This is a genomic window from Micromonospora yongxingensis, from assembly GCF_052601155.1.
Genome location: NZ_JBQXEO010000034.1, coordinates 45,028 through 63,917, shown reverse-complemented (window position 1 = coordinate 63,917; position 18,890 = coordinate 45,028). Strand labels below are relative to the sequence as shown.

At 73.0% G+C, this 18,890-nt stretch carries 16 protein-coding genes; 10 read left to right on the top strand and 6 right to left on the bottom strand.

Annotated features, from left to right (window positions below):
• Positions 1-7 precede the first annotated feature (7 nt).
• The gene (gene glgC, locus ACTWLT_RS29005) at positions 8-1,240 is read right to left on the bottom strand and encodes a glucose-1-phosphate adenylyltransferase (protein ID WP_252419952.1); all 1,233 of its coding nucleotides are present in this window, start codon (positions 1,238-1,240) and stop codon (positions 8-10) included.
• A gap of 70 nt (positions 1,241-1,310) precedes the next feature.
• On the opposite strand from glgC, the gene glgA reads away from it, so the two are divergent.
• Positions 1,311-2,528, top strand: a complete 1,218-nt coding sequence (gene glgA, locus ACTWLT_RS29000; protein WP_445321102.1) for a glycogen synthase — start codon at positions 1,311-1,313, stop codon at positions 2,526-2,528.
• Positions 2,529-2,566: 38 nt separating this feature from the next.
• Here glgA and ACTWLT_RS28995 read toward each other — a convergent pair whose 3' ends face one another.
• Positions 2,567-3,511, bottom strand: coding sequence for an inositol-3-phosphate synthase (locus ACTWLT_RS28995; protein WP_445321101.1), 945 nt, complete (start codon positions 3,509-3,511; stop codon positions 2,567-2,569).
• 96 nt (positions 3,512-3,607) lie between these two features.
• Between ACTWLT_RS28995 and ACTWLT_RS28990 the strand changes: the two genes are divergently transcribed.
• Positions 3,608-4,858: an HNH endonuclease signature motif containing protein gene (locus ACTWLT_RS28990; protein WP_445321100.1), complete on the top strand. Its 1,251-nt coding sequence runs from the start codon at positions 3,608-3,610 to the stop codon at positions 4,856-4,858.
• Here the strand turns inward: ACTWLT_RS28990 and ACTWLT_RS28985 are convergent.
• A complete protein-coding gene (locus ACTWLT_RS28985; protein WP_445321099.1) occupies positions 4,840-6,249 on the bottom strand; it encodes a helix-turn-helix domain-containing protein in 1,410 nt (469 codons plus the stop codon). The genes ACTWLT_RS28990 and ACTWLT_RS28985 overlap by 19 nt on opposite strands.
• A gap of 16 nt (positions 6,250-6,265) precedes the next feature.
• Complete coding sequence (locus ACTWLT_RS28980) at positions 6,266-6,463, bottom strand: hypothetical protein (RefSeq protein WP_445321098.1); 198 nt, start codon at positions 6,461-6,463, stop codon at positions 6,266-6,268.
• Between the two features lie 65 nt (positions 6,464-6,528).
• Here ACTWLT_RS28980 and ACTWLT_RS28975 point away from each other — a divergent pair, with 65 nt between their 5' ends.
• From ACTWLT_RS28975 to glgB, 4 genes are all read left to right on the top strand, one after another.
• Positions 6,529-6,672, top strand: coding sequence for a GntR family transcriptional regulator (locus ACTWLT_RS28975; RefSeq protein WP_445321097.1), 144 nt, complete (start codon positions 6,529-6,531; stop codon positions 6,670-6,672).
• A gap of 340 nt (positions 6,673-7,012) precedes the next feature.
• Positions 7,013-7,543: a hypothetical protein gene (locus ACTWLT_RS28970; protein WP_445321096.1), complete on the top strand. Its 531-nt coding sequence runs from the start codon at positions 7,013-7,015 to the stop codon at positions 7,541-7,543.
• Positions 7,544-7,754: 211 nt separating this feature from the next.
• On the top strand, positions 7,755-9,848 hold the full coding sequence (locus ACTWLT_RS28965; protein ID WP_445321095.1) for an alpha-1,4-glucan--maltose-1-phosphate maltosyltransferase: 2,094 nt from the start codon (positions 7,755-7,757) through the stop codon (positions 9,846-9,848).
• On the top strand, positions 9,836-11,938 hold the full coding sequence (glgB, locus tag ACTWLT_RS28960) for a 1,4-alpha-glucan branching protein GlgB (RefSeq protein WP_445321094.1): 2,103 nt from the start codon (positions 9,836-9,838) through the stop codon (positions 11,936-11,938). The genes ACTWLT_RS28965 and glgB overlap by 13 nt, the downstream gene beginning before the upstream one ends.
• A gap of 18 nt (positions 11,939-11,956) precedes the next feature.
• On the opposite strand, the gene ACTWLT_RS28955 is transcribed toward glgB, so the two are convergent.
• Entirely contained in the window at positions 11,957-12,997 is a 1,041-nt protein-coding gene (locus tag ACTWLT_RS28955; RefSeq protein WP_252419947.1) for an App1 family protein phosphatidate phosphatase, read from the bottom strand.
• An 84-nt stretch (positions 12,998-13,081) separates the two neighbouring features.
• On the opposite strand from ACTWLT_RS28955, the gene ACTWLT_RS28950 reads away from it, so the two are divergent.
• The 4 genes from ACTWLT_RS28950 (at position 13,082) to ACTWLT_RS28935 (ending at position 17,443) form a co-directional block, all read left to right on the top strand.
• Complete coding sequence (locus tag ACTWLT_RS28950; protein WP_445321093.1) at positions 13,082-14,740, top strand: ArnT family glycosyltransferase; 1,659 nt, start codon at positions 13,082-13,084, stop codon at positions 14,738-14,740.
• Between the two features lie 67 nt (positions 14,741-14,807).
• Positions 14,808-15,605, top strand: coding sequence for a peroxide stress protein YaaA (gene yaaA, locus ACTWLT_RS28945; protein ID WP_445321092.1), 798 nt, complete (start codon positions 14,808-14,810; stop codon positions 15,603-15,605).
• Between the two features lie 110 nt (positions 15,606-15,715).
• Entirely contained in the window at positions 15,716-16,408 is a 693-nt protein-coding gene (locus tag ACTWLT_RS28940) for a hypothetical protein (RefSeq protein ID WP_445321091.1), read from the top strand.
• A 60-nt stretch (positions 16,409-16,468) separates the two neighbouring features.
• Positions 16,469-17,443, top strand: coding sequence for a TAXI family TRAP transporter solute-binding subunit (locus ACTWLT_RS28935; RefSeq protein WP_445321090.1), 975 nt, complete (start codon positions 16,469-16,471; stop codon positions 17,441-17,443).
• Between the two features lie 11 nt (positions 17,444-17,454).
• On the opposite strand, the gene ACTWLT_RS28930 is transcribed toward ACTWLT_RS28935, so the two are convergent.
• Positions 17,455-18,888, bottom strand: a complete 1,434-nt coding sequence (locus tag ACTWLT_RS28930) for a sensor histidine kinase (protein ID WP_445321089.1) — start codon at positions 18,886-18,888, stop codon at positions 17,455-17,457.
• Positions 18,889-18,890 lie beyond the last annotated feature (2 nt).

The window sequence follows — 18,890 nt, the reverse complement described above, 5'->3', positions numbered from 1 at the left end:
CGGGCGGTCACGGCTCGACCTTCTGGCCCTTGCCGATCACCACGATGCCGTTGTCGGAGACGGTGTAGCGCTGCCGGTCCTTCTCCAGGTCGACGCCGATCTCGACGCCCTCCGGGACGAACACGTTCTTGTCCAGGATGGCCCGCCGGACCACCGCGTGCCGGCCGATCTCGACGCCCTCCATCAGCACCGAGCCCTCGACGTGCGCCCAGGAGTGCACGCGCACCTTCGGCGAGACGATCGAGTTCTCCACGAGCGAGCCGGAGATCACCACCCCCGGGGAGACCATCGAGCCGACCGCCCGACCGACCCGCTCACCCCACTGGTGCACGAACTTCGCCGGCGGCCACGGCGGCTGCTCGGTGTAGATCGGCCAGTCGAAGTTGTACATGTTGAACACCGGATGCACGTTGATGAGATCCATGTGCGCGTCGTAGAACGAGTCGAGCGTCCCGACGTCCCGCCAGTAGCCGCGGTCCCGGTCGGTGCTGCCCGGCACCTCGTTGTCGCGGAAGTCGTAGACGTTGGCCTCGCCCCGCTCGACGAGCATCGGGATGATGCTGCCGCCCATGTCGTGCTTGCTGGTCTTGTCCTCCGCGTCGCGTTCCACCGCCTCGCAGAGCGCCCGGGTGGTGAAGACGTAGTTGCCCATCGAGGCGTAGATCTCGTCCGGCGCGTCCGGCAGGCCGACCGCGTCGGTGGGCTTCTCGCGGAACGCCCGGATGCGCCGGCCGTCCTCGCCGACCTCGATGACGCCGAACTGGTCGGCCATCGACAGCGGCTGGCGGATGCCCGCGACGGTCACGGCGGCGCCGGAGGCGATGTGGTCCTCCACCATCTGCCGCGGATCCATCCGGTAGATGTGGTCGGCACCGAAGACGATCACGTAGTCCGGCTGCTCGTCGTTGATGAGGTTGAAGCTCTGGTAGATGGCGTCGGCCGAGCCGGCGAACCACCAGGGGCCACGACGCTGCTGCGCGGGCACCGGGGTGACGTAGTTGCCGAGCAGCGTGGACATCCGCCAGGTCTTGGTGATGTGCCGGTCGAGGGAGTGGGACTTGTACTGGGTCAGCACGACGATCTTGAGATAGCCGGCGTTGGCCAGGTTGGAGAGGACGAAGTCGACCATGCGGTACATCCCGCCGAACGGGACGGCCGGCTTGGCCCGGTCCGTGGTGAGTGGCATCAGGCGCTTGCCCTCCCCACCCGCCAGGACGATCGCGAGCACCTTGGCAGCCATGCCCCGACGCTATCCACCCTCGTCCCACTTCACCACTCGTACGGGGACACTTCTGCACTAGGGTGCGCACATGACCGACTCCTCCCCGGCCACCGGATCCCTGCGCGTCGATCTGCTCACCCGCGAGTACCCGCCGGAGGTCTACGGCGGCGCCGGTGTGCACGTCGAGTACCTGGCCCGGGAGCTGCGCCGCCTCACCGACGTACGGGTGCACTGCTTCGGTCTGCCGCGCACCGAGCCGGGCGTCACCGCGTACCCCGAACCGCCCGGCCTGACCGGCGCGAACGCCGCGCTGCGCACGATGGGCGTCGACCTGGAGATGGCCGCCGGCACGGCCGGCACCGACGTGGTGCACAGCCACACCTGGTACGCCAACCTCGCCGGGCACACCGCGAAGCTGCTGCACGGCGTGCCGCACGTGATGACCGCGCACAGCCTGGAGCCGCTGCGACCGTGGAAGGCCGAGCAGCTCGGCGGCGGCTACGCGCTCTCCTCCTGGTGCGAGCGCACGGCGGTGGAGGCCGCCGACGCCGTGATCGCGGTCAGCGGTGGGATGCGCAACGACGTCCTGGCCTCCTACCCCCAGGTCGACCCGGGCCGGGTCCGGGTGGTCTACAACGGCATCGACACCATCCAGTACGCCCCGGACCAGGGCACCGACGTGCTGGACCGGCTCGGCATCGACCCGGCCCGACCCAGCGTCGTGTACGTGGGAAGGATCACCCGGCAGAAGGGGCTGCCCTACCTGCTGCGGGCCGCCCGGGAGCTGCCGGCGGACACCCAGCTCGTGCTGCTCGCCGGCGCACCGGACACCGCCGAGATCGCCGCCGAGGTGGAGGGGCTGGTCGCCGAGCTGCGGGCCAACCGCTCCGGGGTGGTCTGGGTGGCCGAGATGCTGCCCAAGCCCGAGGTGATCCAGGTGCTCACCCACGCCACCGTCTTCGTCTGCCCGTCGGTGTACGAACCGATGGGCATCGTCAACCTGGAGGCGATGGCCTGCGAGACGGCGGTGGTCGCGACCGCCACCGGAGGCATTCCCGAGGTGGTGGCCGACGGCGAGACGGGCCTGCTGGTGCCGATCGAGCAGGCCACCGACGGGTCCGGGACCCCGTTGGAGCCGGAGAAGTTCGTCACCGACCTGGCAGCGGCGATCAACACGCTGCTCGCCGATCCGGCGCGCACCGAGCGGTTCGGCCTGGCCGGCCGGCGGCGCGCGGTGCAGCACTTCTCCTGGGACGCCATCGCCCGGCAGACCCTGGAGATCTACCGCTCCGTCGGCGCGGCCTGAGGGAGACCACCCCTGCTCGGCGGCGGAGAGCGCCCGCCTCAGATCGCCGTTCCGGGCGGCGACTTGAGCAACGAGGTCGCCTCGGCGCAGTGACCACCACGGCCGTTCCGTAGCGCGCTGGCGGCGATGCGGATGAGGTCGATGTTGACGCCGGCGGCACCGCTCGGATCGTGCACCTTGAGCTTCACGTCGAGGCTCACCGATGTCTCACCCCAGCCCTGCGCCTCAAGGTTGAGGTGAGCCACCTTCTGCGACGCGAGATGCGGCAGGTACCCGAGCGGGGCGACCTCAACGCTGTCCGCCCCCGACAGGGCGTTGAGCTTGGACTGCTTCTTGGTGTTGGGGTTCTCGACCAGGTTGCGGAAGTCCTCGGTGCCGCCCAGATTGACCTGGTAGGAGCTGACCAGGGTGAGGCCCCGCTCCTTCAGGAGCCGCAGCAGCGCGTTGTGCAGCACCGAGGTGCCGAACTGGCTGGCCAGATCGTCGCCGAGCAGCGGCAGGCCGGCGCCCTCGAACCTGTCGATCCAGCGGGGATCGCGGGCCACCGGGTCGGAGGTCGTGTTGATGAAGGCGACACCCGCTGTGTGGGCTGCCTCGGCGTACGCCTGGGCGGTTTCTGGCCGGCCACTCGGCGCCGAGTAGAGCAGCACCTCCGCCCCTGCCAGCGACGCCGCCACCCGCTGCACCTCGGTCGCGTCGACGAGGCCCTTCGTGACCGGCACACCCGCTCTGGGCAGGTCACAGTTCAGCCGAGGAAAGTTGTTGGGCGCTAGGAAGATCGCCTCGGTCAGGTCCCGACCGATCTTCTCCTCGGAGGTGGCGAAGGCCGCCACGACGTCGACATCCCCCACCCCGAGACCGTCGATCATCGGCCTGCGGATTCCGACCAGGCTGCCGCTCTGGCGGTGCAGAGCAAGCCCCTGCACCAGTGCCGACGTGTTGTTTCCGACCCCGACAACCGCGACTCTTACGCGTTCGATCATGGCGGGAGGCTACGTCACCCTCGGCTCCGTGGTCCGCTTCGACCGCACCGCACAACCGGGCCGGAAATTGTCGTACAGGTGTTCTAGTCTCCAATCGTGATCGATGCGTTGGAGCAGGCCGAGACCGCAGTTGCGGCCTGCTTCGACACGTCCGTCTGTGCTGCCAACGAGCGCGATCTCGTGGCGGTGTTGGATGCGACGCATCGCCTGGAGCAGCGCCTGGCCGCGGTCAAGTTGAGCCTCGTGCGGGAGCTGGACGGTCGCGGCACCGCGACGGCACAGGGCGCGTCCTCGACCGCCGTGTGGCTGCGCGGCCGGCTGCGGCTCGGCGTCGGTGTCGCCCGTCGCCTGGTCGAGCTGGCCGCGACGCTCGACGCCGCGCCGAACGGCGTGCGGGACGCGTTGGCCGATGGGTCGGTCGACGTGGAGCAGATCCGGGTCATCGCCACCACGGTCGAAACCGTCCACGCCAGCGCCGGCGCGGTGGCCGCCGACAAGGCCGTCGGTGTCCTCGTCGACTGGGCGACGCAGTTCGACGCCGCCCTGTTGCGCAAGCTCGGCACCCGCATCCTCGACCACGTCGCCCCGGACGTCGCCGATGCCGCCGCCGAGGCGGCGCTGCGGGCGCAGGAGTCGCGGGCCGCCCGAGACCGGCACATCACCATCAGCGAGCAGACCGACGGCCGGCTACGCCTGTCCGGCATCCTCGACTCCGAAGCCGCCGCCGCGTTGCGCGCCGCCATCGACCCGCTCACCACGCCCACCGGGCCCGACGACGCCCGCACCCCGGGGCAACGCCGCCACGATGCCCTGGCCGACGTGTGCCGGCTCGCCCTTCGCAGCGGTGAGCTACCCGGGAACGGCGGCGACGTCGCCCAGGTCGTCGTCACCACCGGCTACGACGGGCTGACCCGACAGTTGGGCACCGGCGTCCTCGACATCGGCCCGCACCTCACCCCCGAAGCCGTGCGCCGCCTGGCCTGCGACGCGAGCATCCTGCCGGCTGTGCTCGGCGGCGCCGGCCAGGTCCTTGACGTCGGCCGACAACGCCGCCTCATCAGCGGCCCGCTGCGACGCGCCCTGGTGCTGCGCGACCGGGGTTGCGCGTTCCCCGGCTGCGACCGGCCACCGCGCTGGTGCGACGCCCACCACATCCGCCACTGGGCCGACGGCGGCACCACCTGCCTGGCCAACGCCGTGCTGCTCTGCGGCCACCACCACCGACACGTGCACCACGGCGACTGGGTCGTCCAGCTTGGCGGCGACGGGCATCCGGAGTTCATCCCACCGGCCTGGCTCGACCCCGAACAGGTCCCCCGCCACAACCACTACCACCTCCGCAGATAGCCAGCTACGGAGTCGGCCGCTGGTCGCTGGTCGCTGCTGGATTGTCCTGTCGCCTGCCTCGTTCGTGGGTCGCGCTGATCCGGTCCCTTCCGGGTCCGAGACGCGGTGCCGACATCGCGGGGGCAGCCCGTTCGTGGGCGTGCGTCACGTGACGCGAAGGGTGGCGGCGAGCTGGGCCAGGCCGGCCGGCGCGTCGGCGGACCGCCACACGACAGCGACCAACTTCCGTACCGCGGGCCGGTCGTGCACCTCACCGCGGACGGTGCGCTCCGCGTCGAGCACCGCCCGGCCCGCGCGGTGCATGTCGCCGGCCAGGGCGCACGCGCGGGCCACATCAAGGAGGTACGCGGCCGGTGCTCGGGCGGCAGCCACCGCCACTCGTCGCCAGCCACCAGCCGCTCGTGTCGGGCGGTCGCCGTGGTGACGTCGCCGAGGGCTGCGTCGGCAACCACCCGGGCGGCCCTAACCACCCGGGCGGCCTCAACCACCCGGGCGGCCTCAACCGCCGCCCGACCGAAACCCCCGACACCGGACCCAACGCCACCGGACCCAGCGCCACCGGACCCAGCGCCACCTCCGCCGTCATCCGGGCCAATGTCTCGGGCGATCGTCGCGGCCTGGTCGAGTGACTGGCGGGCGAGGCATTCGTCTCCCCCGCCTGCGGCGGCGAGCGCGGCCTGAAGGAGCAGCGTCCCGCGCAGCGCGCTGGCCAGGGGCCCATCGTGCACACCGATGCGCTCTGCGGTGGCGAGCGCGGCGTCCAGGGCGGAACGCCGCCGACCACGACATCGCAGGGCCTGACTCAGTGACACGGTCGCGACGCCGGCCACCTGCGGGTCGGGGGTCGCCAGGGCGACGGTCATTCCACGGTCGGCGGCCAGCCAGGCCAACTCCCCCTGGTCGACCTTGACCAACACCAGCGCGACGAGTGCGTACACCGACACCAGCAGCGCGTCCGCCGCGCCGGCGCGAACGGCCTGCGCTTCGCGGACGGCGTCGAGCAGACCGGGCAGCAGTGCCAGCAAGGCCGGGTACCGGGCGTGCCGACAGCTCTGCTCGGCATGCTCCAGCCGAGCACCCAACTCCTCCACCAGCGGCGGTCGGTCCGCGCCCGGCAGGTGGTAGCGGGCCAGCGCCGTCCGCACCCCGTCCACCCCGGCGGCGACCGGAGTCGGCCGCACGGGCCGGGCCGCCAACAGGACCTCCACGTCGATGCGGAGCGTCTCGGCGACCTCCCGGAGGTTGGACACCCGCTCCAACCGGCGTACCCCACGCTCGACCTTGTCCACCCAACTCTTCGACTTGCCGAGCCGGTCGGCGAACTGCTGCTGCGTCATGTTCCGCCGTACCCGCCACTGCGCGACCCGGCGACCCACCGGCAGCTCGTTCACCGCCGGCCCGTCGCGCTCACCGCAGGACCCCAACCACGAACAGCACGAGTACGACCACCGCGATCGCGATGCCGTAGGCGTACTGCCGCCGGGTGAGCGGCGCCCGCGTCGGCCGGGCCGGACCGGGCACCCGATCCCCGTCCGGCTGCGGTGGCCGCGCGCCGGCAACGGGGTACGCGGGCGGCAGCGGCCCATCCGGCAAACGCTCGTCCAACTGTGCCTCATCGATGACGTGATCCGCTCGATCCAGTCCGGCGCACGCTCCAGCCCGGCGGCAAGTTGCCATCCATCGCGGAACTCGGCGAGCAGTACCGAGCCAGCGACACACCCATCAGGCTGGCCCTGCGGATCTTGGATGAGCGGGGCTGGATCGAGGTGCACCAGGGCAAGGGGTCGTTCGTGGCTGCGGAGCCGCCAGCCTGACTCCCTGGGCCACCACTCGCGGGTATTGGCTCGACGCTGGGATGGCCGCCTGCCACGATGCGGAGCCATGGCGGACGACGGGTCGAACAGACATCTTCTCGAGACGTGGGCGGACGTCGACCCAGCGCGGTACCCGTTCGACCCGGTCGAGATGTCGGTGGCGGTCCGGACGTTGGTGCCTCCGCCGCCTGCCCGGCCGACCTTCGGTGAGGGCGGGTGGGTCGGGTATTCAGAAGCCTCCGCCTGGGTCGACTCCGTCAGCGTTCTCCTGTCCGACCGGTACGGCCCGTGGGCTTACCGCTGGCACTGGGGGCCCTGGGAGAGGGAGCATGCGGGCTTCGTGACCGACCGCATCCCGACGCCGGCTGACGCGCCGACGTTCGTCGCCGACTCGCTGCTGGCCTGGCGGCGCTGGTTGGAGAGCCTGGCTGAGCGTTTCGACCACCTGCTGCCGTCGCTCGATCCGGCGCGGGCCGCCGGCGCGACCGACGTCGTCGCCGCCTGGGAGGTCGCCGTCGCACAGCTGATGGCGTTTGTCGCCGCCCCCGTCGTCGACGACGACGGCTGGCAGGGAAACTGCGAGCTCACCCTGCGGTGGTTCCTCACCGCCGCCGGCATACCGTCGGAACAAGCGCAGGCGGTGGTCGACGGAGCGCTCGAACGGTTCGGCTGGTGGGCGCCGCTGACCGCGGTGGAGATCGGCGAGATCGCCGAACGGGTCGCCCGAGACGCGCTCAACCCCGCCGGGATCGTGCCGGCCGGCCGAGTCGACAACTGGCCCGACACCTGGCCACAGGACTGGCCGTCCTGGCGGGCGACGAACACCGGCTGGGGCGCGCGGCCACCGTCCGACCGTGGGCAATCCGCCTGACACCACGGACCTCCTGACACCACGGGACCGCCCGACACCACCAGACCGGCACCCCGAAGATCCGCACAACTTCGGGGAAGTTGCTGCGTCGACGACGCCTGAGGCAGCAACTTCCCCGAAAGTGTGCGGATCTTGTCGCGCGGCACCGCGTGTGGGGCGGACCGGCAGGCTTGGCCGCGCGCGAACGGATCTCGCGCAGTAGGTTGGCGGGGTGACTGGACGGTTCCCGATCGAAGACGTCTCCCCCGTCGTCTCGTGCGGGCGGTACCCGGCCAAGGCGGTGGTCGACGAACCAGTTCCGGTGTCGGCCCGCGCCTACCGGGAGGGGCACGACGCACTCGGCTGCAACGTGGTCTGGACCGGCCCGGACGGCGCGCAGCGGCCGTTCACCCGGATGCGTCCGGGTGAACCCGGGCAGGACCGCTGGCACGCCGTGATCCGGCCGGACGCCGTCGGCACCTGGACGTTCTCCGTCGAGGCGTTCGCGGACCCGTACCTGACCTGGCAGAACGCGGTGACCAAGAAGGTCGCCGCCGGGCAGGGGCCGGAGGATCTGGCCAACGACCTGGCCGAGGGTGCGCGGGTGCTCGCCGCCGCCCGGGACCTGGTGCCGACCGCCGACCGGCCCCGGGTCGCCGATGCCCTCACCGCGCTGGTCGACACCGACCTGCCGCTACCGCAGCGGGTCGACCCGGCGCTGGCCCTGGCCGACCTGCTCTGGGACCACCCGGTGCGGGAGCTGGTGACCGCCGGTGAGACGTACTCCCTCTGGGTGGACCGGCAGCGGGCGCTCTTCTCCTCCTGGTACGAGTTCTTCCCCCGCTCGGAGGGGGCGGTGCTGGCGAGCGCAGACGCTCCGGCCCGTTCCGGGACCTTCGCCACGGCCACCGAGCGGCTGCCCGGGGTCGCCGCGATGGGCTTCGACGTGCTCTACCTGCCGCCGATCCACCCGATCGGCCGGGTCAACCGCAAGGGCCGCAACAACGCCCTCACCGCCGGGGCGGACGACGTGGGCTCGCCGTGGGCGATCGGCGCCGCCGAGGGCGGCCACGACACCATCCACCCCGACCTGGGTACGCCGGCGGACTTCCGGGCCTTCATCGAAGCGGCGGCCGCGCAGGGCCTGGAGGTGGCGATGGACCTGGCGTTGCAGTGCGCGCCGGACCACCCGTGGGTCACCGAGCACCCGGAGTGGTTCACCACCCGTGCCGACGGCAGCATCGCGTACGCGGAGAACCCGCCGAAGAAGTACCAGGACATCTACCCGGTGAACTTCGACAACGACCCGGAGGGCATCCGGGCCGAGGTGCTGCGGGTGGTGCTGCACTGGGTCGGCGAGGGCATCCGGATCTTCCGGGTGGACAACCCGCACACCAAGCCGTTCGACTTCTGGCACTGGCTGATCGCCGAGGTGAAGAAGGTCGATCCGGACGTGCTGTTCCTGGCCGAGGCGTTCACCCGGCCGGCGATCATGCACGGCCTCGGCAAGATCGGCTTCACGCAGTCGTACACCTATTTCACCTGGCGCACGACGGCGGCCGAGATGCGGGAGTACTGCGAGGAGCTGCTCGCGGCGGCCGACTACATGCGGCCGAACTTCTGGCCGAACACCCCGGACATCCTGCACGAGTCGTTGCAGCACGGCGGCCCGGCCATGTTCAAGATCCGGGCCGTGCTGGCCGCGCTGCTCTCCCCCTCCTGGGGCCTGTACGCCGGCTACGAGCTGTTCGAGCACGTGGCACGCCCCGGCGCCGAGGAGTACCTGGACAACGAGAAGTACGAGCTGCGCCCCCGCGACTGGGCCGGCGCCGAGGCGCAGGGCCGCTCGCTGGCGCCCTTCCTCGCCACCCTCAACCGGGTACGCCACGACAATCCCGCCCTGCACCAGCTGCGCAACCTGCGCTTCCACGAGATCGACAACCCGGCGCTGCTGTGCTGGTCCAAACACGACCCGGAGACGGGCAACACCGTCATCGTGATCTGCTCGTTCGACCCGCGTGTCGTGCAGTGGGGCAACACCACGCTCGACATGCCCGCCCTCGGCTTCGACTGGCACGAGCGGTTCACCGTGCACGACGAGCTGACCGGCACCAGCTACGACTGGGGTCAGCGCAACGCGGTGCGGCTCGACCCGTACCTGCAACCGGCGCACGTGCTCACCGTGCGTCGGCCGACCGTGCCCAGCACACCGGTGCCCGCCGCGACCGTCCCGGCCACGCTCACCGTCGCGGACGTCCCCTCCGACCTGTCCGGTGGTACCGCGCCGACCGCTCCCGCTCCGAAGGACGCCCGATGGACCAGCTGATCACCGGCGTGACGCACGACCCGCACGCGCTGCTCGGCGCGCACCCCGCCGACGGATGGACGACGATCCGCACGATGCGACGCGGCGCCCAGGACGTCGTGCTGCTTCTCGACGACGAGCGGCACCCCATGAAGCGGGTGCACGACACCGGCGTCTTCGAGAGCCACGTCGAGGGCACGGTGCTCGACTACCGGGTCGAGGTGGACGGCGCGGTGCACGACGACCCGTACCGCTACCCGCCGACCCTCGGTGAGCTGGACCTGCACCTGATCGGCGAGGGCCGGCACGAGCGGCTGTGGGAGGCGCTCGGCGCCCGGGTCTTCGACGAGGGTGTCGCCTTCGCCGTCTGGGCGCCCAGCGCCCGCGGGGTGCGGGTGGTCGGCGACTTCACCGGCTGGGGCCCCGACGACGGCTGGCCGATGCGCTCGCTCGGCTCCAGCGGCGTGTGGGAGCTGTTCGTCCCCAACGCCCGCGTCGGTTCCCGCTACAAGTACCGGGTGCTGGGCGCCGACGGGCAGTGGCGGGACAAGGCCGACCCCCTCGCGGCGTACGCCGAGGTGCCGCCGGCCACCGCGTCGGTCGTGCACCACTCGACCTACCGGTGGTCCGACGCGGACTGGCTGGCCCGCCGGGCCGAGCGGCAGCCGCACCAGGAGCCGATGAGCGTCTACGAGGTGCACCTCGGTTCGTGGCGGCCCGGGCTGGGCTACCGCGAGCTGGCCGAGCAGCTCACCGCGTACGTCACCGAGCTGGGCTTCACCCACGTGGAGTTCCTGCCGGTCATGGAGCACCCGTTCGGCGGTTCCTGGGGCTACCAGGTGACCGGCTACTACGCGCCGACCTCCCGTTTCGGCGACCCGGACGAGTTCCGGCACCTGGTCGACGAGCTGCACGCCGCCGGCGTCGGCGTGATCCTCGACTGGGTGCCGGCGCACTTCCCCAAGGACGAGTGGGCCCTCGCGCGCTTCGACGGCACCCCGCTCTACGAGCACGCCGACCCGCGGCGCGGCGAGCACCCCGACTGGGGCACGTACGTCTTCGACTTCGGCCGCCGCGAGGTCCGCAACTTCCTCGTCGCCAACGCGCTCTACTGGTGCGACCAGTTCCACGTCGACGGGCTGCGGGTGGACGCCGTCGCCTCGATGCTCTACCTGGACTACTCCCGCAAGGACGGCGAGTGGGCGCCCAACCAGTACGGCGGCCGGGAGAACCTTGAGGCCATCGCGCTCATGCAGGAGGTGAACGCGACCGTCTACAAGCACCACGCCGGCGTGGTGATGATCGCCGAGGAGTCCACCGCCTGGCCGGGGGTGACCCGACCCACCGCCGATGGCGGGCTGGGCTTCGGGTTCAAGTGGAACATGGGCTGGATGCACGACACCCTGCTCTACACCTCGAAGGACCCGATCTACCGCCAGCACCACCACCACCAGCTCACCTTCTCCCTGGCGTACGCCTGGAGCGAGAACTACGTGCTGCCGATCAGCCACGACGAGGTGGTGCACGGCAAGGGCTCACTGGCCGGCAAGATGCCCGGCGACACCTGGCAGCGGCTGGCCAACGTGCGGGCGCTGCTGGCGTACATGTGGGCGCACCCCGGCAAGCAGCTGCTCTTCATGGGCTCCGAGCTGGCCGACGACCGGGAGTGGAGCGAGGAGCGCGGCCTCGACTGGTACCTGCTGCACGACCCGGCCCGGGCCGGGGTGCAGCGCCTCGTCGGCGACCTGAACCGGGTCTACCGGGACACCCCGGCGCTCTGGGCGCAGGACACCGAGCCGGCCGGGTTCCGGTGGATCGCCGGTGACGACGTCGCCAACAACACCGTGTCGTTCATCCGGATCGCCCCGGACGGCTCGACGCTGGTCTGCGTGGCGAATTTCTCCGCCCAGCCGCTGCACGACTACCGGATCGGGCTGCCGGCCGGTGGCACCTGGGCGGAGGTGCTCAACACCGACGCGCAGCACTACGGCGGGTCCGGGGTCGGCAACCTGGGCGAGGTGCGTGCCGAGGACGTGCCGTGGCACGGGATGGTGGCCTCCGCCGCCCTCCAGGTCCCCCCGCTCGGCGTCATCTGGCTCCGCCAGGGCTGACGCCGCCCGCTGCGCGGGTCAGACCAGGCCGGCGTCGCGCAGCAGTTGCCACAGGCCGGCGCCGTCCGGTGCGGAGAGCCACTTCTGCCCCACCGGTCCCGCCGACGGGCGGCCGGCCGGGGCGGGCAGGCTGCCGGCCAGCACCGACTGGGTCGGGGAGAGCCGGCGGATCGCCACCCCGGCGACGTTCTCCGGGTGGGCGGCGGCGAACTCCCGGTAGATCTCCTGGTCGTGCTGGCCGTCGTCGCCGACCAGCAGCCAGCGCACCTCCGGGAACTCCCGGGCCAGTCGGGCCAGGGTGACCCGCTTGTGCTCCATGCCGCTGCGGAACCAGCGGTCGGCCGTCGGGCCCCAGTCGGTGAGCAGCAACGGCCCGGCCGGGTAGAGGTGCCGGGACAGGAACCGGGTCAGCGTCGGCGCCACGTTCCACGCACCGGTGGAGAGGTAGAAGACCGGCGCGCCGGGGTGCGCGGTGACCAGCCGTTCGTAGAGCACCGCCATGCCGGGCACCGCGGCCCGGGCGTGCTCGTCGAGCACGAACGTGTTCCACGCGGCGAGCAGCGGCCGGGGCAGCGCCGTCACCATCACCGTGTCGTCGATGTCGGAGAGGATGCCGAACCTGACGTCCGGGTCGAGGATGCGCACCGGCGCGTCGACCGGTTCGGCGTCCGGGACGCTGAGCCGGACCGTACCCCAGCCCGGTGGCAGGTCGGCCTCGACCAGCGTGTCGACGAAGCCGCTGCGGTCGGCCCGGGTCTCGTGCCGCACGCCGCCGGCCTCGATGGTCACGGTGACGTGTTTGGCCGGCAGCGTGGTGAAGCTGCGCCAGCCGCGGACCTTGTCCAACCGGCCCCGCTGACGGGTGTCCGGCCGGCCGAGCAGCACCCGGCACATCACCCGAACCCAACCCGGGGAGCCGTAGCCGGTGTACGCGATGATGTTCATCCGCCAGCCGGTGCGCCGCAACCGACGCTCCACGAGCTGGTGCACGGCGTCCTCGATCCGCGCGGCCCGGTGCAGGTTCGGAACGGCCAGTTGGCCGGCGGGAGTGGGTGGCACGCGCCAACCCTGCCACACGTCGACGACCACGGCCACGCGAGCCGACCCCGTCTGCCGCGAACCACCCCGACCACCCCGCCGTCCGTGAAACACTCCGGTCGGGACGACGACGGGGGCGTGGTCGTGTCGACACCAGAGCAGGACCGTGGGCGGTGGCGCCCGCGACTCGACCGACCGGCGCTCGTGGCGCTGCTGTTCGGGCTGGCCGGGGTCGTGTACCGGCTGGTCCTGACGCTGTACACCGTGCCGGTGTCGAACAGCGACGAGGCCACCTTCGGTCTCGCCGCGCTGCACATCGGGCAGGGCCGGGAACGCCCGGTCTTCCTCTACGGGCAGCACTACATGGGGATGCTGGAGTCGTACCTGGCCGCGCCGCTGGTCGCGGTGGCCGGGCCGAGCTGGCCGGTGCTGCGGCTGCCGATGCTCGCGCTGTACGCGGTCTTCCTCTACCTGATCTACCGGCTGACCCGGCGGCTCTGCACGCCGTGGTTCGCCGCGTTCGTCGTCGGTCTGCTGGCGCTCGGGCCGGAGCGGGTGGTGCGCGACCAGCTCACCGTGGTCGGCGGACGGCCCGAGGTGAAGCCGGCGGTGCTGCTGATGCTGCTGATCACCATGGGGCTGGCCGCCGGCACGGTCCGCCGCCGCCGGCTCGCCGTCGCGCTGTTCGGCCTGCTCGTCGGGTTGGCCGCCTGGTCGGACTGGCTGATCCTGCCCTACCTGGCGGTGGCCGGGCTGGCGCTGGTGTGGGCGGTGCGGCGGGAACTCCTCGGCTGGTCCGGCCTGCTGCTGGTGGCGGGCGTCGTGGTCGGGGTGGCTCCGATGCTGTGGGACAACCTGCGGGCGGCGCCCGGTGAGGATTCCCTGTCGGTGTTCCGGGAGGTCAGCACGAAGGCGGGCCCGATGCCGCCGTGGTCGGACCGGATCCGGGGCGGCCTGCTGGAGGGGGTGCCGCTGGCGCACGGCCTCTGCCCGGTGGACGGCTGCGGCCGCTGGCAGCAGTGGTTCGGGCTGCTCTACCCGGTGCTGCTGGCGATCGCCGCGGTGCTCGCGGTCCTCGCGTACCGCCGGGCCGCGGGCGCGCCGCGCGGGGAGCGGGTCCGGCCGGTGGTGCAGCTCGCCCTCGTCGCCGGCGCCGCGTTGACCCTGCTGTCGTACGTGCGCAGCCCGCTCGCCGCGACCAGCCCGCTGGACAACGCCCGCTACCTGTCGGTGCTGCAACTGTCGCTGCCGGCGGTGCTCTGGCCGCTCTGGGCGGCCGCCGTCGCCTGCTGGCGAGGGACGGTCGGAGCGCTCGGTCGGCTCACCGGCGCGCTGGCAACCGCCGCGCTGGCCGCCCTGACCGCGACCATGCTGGTGATCACCGTGCTCTTCGCGACCAGCGGCGTGCAGGCGTCCCGGACCGAGGAGCGCCAGGCCCGGCAGCTGGCCTCCGCGCTGCGCGCCAACGGCCCCCACGAGGTGTACGGGGACTACTGGACCTGCAACCGGTTGATCTTCAACACGGACGAGACGGTGGTCTGCGGGGTGCTCGACGCCGACCTGTCCCCCGGGCAGAACCGCTACCTGCCCTACTGGCGGCAGGTCGGGCGGGCCGAGCGACCCGGCTACGTCGTGGAGGTCGACTCGCCGATGGAGCGGCGGCTGCGGCGGCTGCTCGGCGACCGGCCCGACGCCGCGCCGGTACGGGAGGTCGACGGCTATCGCGTGTACCACCCCGACACCCCGGTGCGGCCGTGGCGGTAACGGCTGGTCGTACGCTGGCCGGGCCGGCGCGCGGGGCGCCGCCCGTACCGCCCGTCGAGGAGACCCGATGCTCATCCTGCTGCCGCCCTCGGAGGGGAAGGCCGACGCCGGCACCGGGCGACGGTGGAACCCGGACCGGCTGTCGCTGCCCGAGTTGAACCCGGCCCGGGAGCGGGTGCTGGACGCGCTGGTGGCGCTGTGCTCCGGGCCCGACGAGGCGCAGGCGCGGGCGGCACTCGGGCTCAGCGAGGGCCAGCGCGGCGAGCTGCGCCGCAACGCCCGGCTGCGGGTGGCCGCCACCGCGCCGGCCGCGCAGATCTACACCGGGGTGCTCTACGAGGCGCTGGATCTGGCCTCGCTGCCGGCGACGGCGCAGCGGGCTGCCCGACGGTCGATCCTGATCAGCTCCGGCCTGTGGGGCGCGGTCCGGCTCGCCGACCGGATTCCGCCGTACCGCTGCCCGATCGGTGCCCGGCTGCCCGGCGTGGGGGCGCTGTCGGCGTACTGGCGGCCGGTGCTGGCGCCGGCGCTGGTGGCCGCGGCCGGTTCCGGGCCGGTGCTCGACCTGCGCTCCGGCTCGTACGCGGCCACCTGGACGCCGCGCGGGGAGTTGGCCGAGCGCACGGTGACCGTGCGGGTGCTGCACGAGCGTGAGGTCGACGGTGTGCCGGTCCGCTCGGTGGTGAGCCACTTCAACAAGGCGACCAAGGGGCGTGTGGTCCGTGACCTGCTGGTCGCCGGCGCCCGGCCGCGTACCGCCGCGGAGCTGATCGGCACGCTGCGCGAGCTGAAGCACACCGTCGTGGAGCAGGAGGCCGCGGCCGGCCGGCCGCGGCAGGTCGATCTGGTCGTCGCCGACCTGTAGGCGCGGCCGCCAAGCCGCAAGATTTCCTCAAGGCTGGGCGGGATCGGTTCCGCAACGGCGGCGCAGGGGCCACGGTAGGGGAACCCAGACTCCGACAAGGGAGCACCTCGTTGGCCCGTGAACCCGCCCTGCTCGACCGGCCCCGCTCACCGGCGACGCCACCACCGCTGGACTGGCTGACCCTGGGCGACGCGTTCGAGGCCGCGTGCCTGCTGCGGTGCACACCCCCGCCGACGGCCGCCCGGCCGACCGCGGCGCCTCCGTCGCACTCGCCGGGTGTCGAGTTCAACCGGGAGGACGCCGCGCAGCGGATGCGGCAGCTCCTGGCCCGACTGGACATCCCGGTCCGCCACGAGGTCGCCGTCGGCGGCCTGCGCCGCCGCTACGAGCTGCACCGGCTCTCCGTGCCCCGGGAGCACCACGGCGCGTACGCCCGGATGCTGGACGCCGGCTGGTGGCAGGGGCGTCGGGAGCTGCTCGGCGGGCCGCTGCCCGGGGCGTCACCGGCCCGCCGGCGGTGGGTGTCCCAGCTCGCGGCGGCGGCCTGGCGCGCGGCGCTGCTGGCCGGCGGGCGGCATGTCCGCCGGCACATCCTCGGCGTGCGCCTCACCGACCGCGAGCTGGCGGCCGTGCTGATCCGCGGCGCGGCCGTGCTCGACGTGCCGGCCGTGCTCCGCCCGGGCACCGGCTGTTTCCTGGTCAGCGTCGCCGACGGGCCGGACCGGCAGCGGATTCTGCGCAGCGCCGCGATGGAGGCGGCACGCGGCGCGGCACCGGAGCGGGCGCGCCACCCGGCCTGCTGACGGAGCGGGCCACCTCGACGACCCGAACGGGGCTTGCGCGCTCCCGTCCGACGGCGCACAGTGCACCGCGTGAGTCGTACCTCGTCCTCCCGGCCCGGCCACCGCCGTCCGGGGACGGCGGCCCTGCTGGCGCTGCTGCTGGCCACGACCCTGACCGGCGCCGCCGGCTGCCAGGACGCGCCGGCCGAGCCCCTGACGATCAGGATCGCCACCGGCAGTCCGACCGCCGTCTACTACGCCTTCGGGCAGTCCCTGGCGACCATCCTCAACCGGGAGCTGCCCGACGTGCGGGCCAGCGTGGTGATCACCGCCGCCTCGGCGGAGAACGTCCGGCTGGTCGGCTCCGGCGCGGCCGAGCTGGGCTTCACGCAGGCCGACGTGCTGCCCACGACCACGGCGGGAAGCCCGGCGGTCGACGCGGTCGCCCGGGTGTACGACGACCAGCTGCACCTGGTCACCACGGGCGGCGGACCGGTCCGCACGGTCGCCGACCTGCGCGGTCGGCGGGTGTCCGTCGGCGCGCCCGGCTCGGGCACCGAGATCACCGCGACCCGGCTGCTGGATGTGGCCCGGCTCGGCGACGACGAGGTGCAGCTGGAGCGGCTCGGGCTGGACCACTCGGTGGCCGCGCTCCGCTCCGGGCAGATCGACGCGTTCTTCTTCTCCGGTGGGCTGCCCGTGCAGGGCATCACGGAGCTGGCCTGGCGCAGTGCCACCCGGCTCGTGGACCTCAGGGAGTGGACGGAGCCGCTGCGCTCCCGCTACGGCCAGGTCTACGTCTCCCGCGACATCCCCCGCTCGGTGTACGGCGTGGACCCGGTGACCACGGTCGCCGACCCGAACTACCTGATCGTCCGGGCCGACCTGCCGGAGCGGTTGGTCCGGGAGGTGACGCGACTGCTGATGGAGCGCCGGGCCGAGCTGGGCGCCGCACATCCGGCGGCGGGACGGATGAGCCCGCGCTCGGCGATCGTCACCGCGCCGCTGTCGCTGCACCCCGGCGCCGCCGCCTGGTACCGGGCGGCCAAACCCTGACGGCCGTCCCGCTAACGGGCGGGGGCGGGCCGTAGATCGGCGGCGGGATCCTCGTCGGCCGCCTCGACGGGGTCGGGTGGGGGCGCCGGGAACCACAGGCCGGCGACCAGGCCACGCGGCTCCCCCGGGCGCATGGTGAGCCGCCCGTCGGACGCGTCCACCAGGACGGCGGCGATCGTCAGGCCGAGACCCGCGCCGTCGACGTTCTGCGCGTCCGGTGCCCGCCAGAACCGCTCGGTGGCCTGACCGAGCTGACTCTCGGTCATGCCCGGGCCGGTGTCGCGCACCTCCAGGGCCACCCCGTGGTCGCGGCGGGCCACGGTCACCGTCACCGCCCCTCCGACACCGCTGAACTTCACCGCGTTGTCGATCAGCGCGTCCAGTGCCTGGTCGACGGCGGTCGGCACGGTCCGCGCGTACGCCGGGGCGTCGGTCGTGGCGAGCCGCAGCGCGACCGACCGGTGCCGGGCCAGCGGCGCCCACGCCGCCACCCGGGACGCGGCCACGGCGGCGGCGTCGACGGTGACCCGCTCGTTCTCCTCCCGTTCGGCCCGGGCCAGGGTGAGCAGCGCGTCGAGCACCAGAGCCAGCCGGTCGGTCTCCTCCAGTGCCAGCCGGTGCTCGGAGCGCCCCTCCGGGTCCGTCAGGCTGGGGCCCAGCTCCTCCACCCGCAGCCGCAGCGCGGTGAGCGGGTTGCGCAGTTGGTGGCTGGCGTGCGCCACGAAGGCGCGCTGCCGGTCCATCACGTCGGAGACCACATCGGCCATGTGGTTGAAGCTCGTCGCGAGCCGGCGCAGCTCCGGCGGGCCCAGCCGGTGCTGCACCCGCGCGCCCCGGTCCCCCTCGGCGATCTCGTGGGTGACGGCGTCCAGCTCGGTGACCGGGCGCAGCACCCAACCGGCCAGCCCGAACGCGGTGAGCACGCAGGCCAGCACGGCCAGCAGACCGGCCAGCGTGAGCAGCAGCCACCAACTGGCGACGGCCTGGCGGATCGGGCCGGCCGGGGTCACGATCACCACCGCGCCGAGCACCTCACCACCGTCGTTGATCGGCACCGCCACCACCACCGGGCCGGCCGTCCACGGCCACACCGACCCGGGGGCACTGGTCTGCTGGCCGGACAGCGCGACGTCCAGGGCCGCGGCGGTCCCGGAGGCGGGCTGCCAGCCGGGCGAGGCGACCACGGTGCGCCGGTCCCGGTCGACGACCGCCGCGCCGATCGCGTACAGCTCGTCGTAGCTGCGCAGCTCCGCCTCGAGGGGGTCCGGCCCGCCTCCGCGCAGCGCCGGCCCGGCCAGCGAGGCGAACCGGGTGGCGTCGGCGAGCCGGTCGGCGCGGACCCGTTCGGTCTCGCGGCTGGCCAGCGTGACGGCCAGCGGAGTCTCCAACGCGATGAGGACGAGCACCATCAGCAGCAGGTAGCTGATCACCAGTCGACGGCGCACGG

Excerpts from the sequence above, each read along its gene's own strand:
- ACTWLT_RS28995 (WP_445321101.1), bottom strand. The coding sequence starts at position 3,511 with ATGATCGAACGCGTAAGAGTCGCGGTTGTCGGGGTCGGAAACAACACG.
- yaaA (WP_445321092.1), top strand. The coding sequence starts at position 14,808 with ATGCTCATCCTGCTGCCGCCCTCGGAGGGGAAGGCCGACGCCGGCACC.
- glgB (WP_445321094.1), top strand. The coding sequence starts at position 9,836 with ATGGACCAGCTGATCACCGGCGTGACGCACGACCCGCACGCGCTGCTC.
- glgC (WP_252419952.1), bottom strand. The coding sequence starts at position 1,240 with ATGGCTGCCAAGGTGCTCGCGATCGTCCTGGCGGGTGGGGAGGGCAAG.
- glgA (WP_445321102.1), top strand. The coding sequence starts at position 1,311 with ATGACCGACTCCTCCCCGGCCACCGGATCCCTGCGCGTCGATCTGCTC.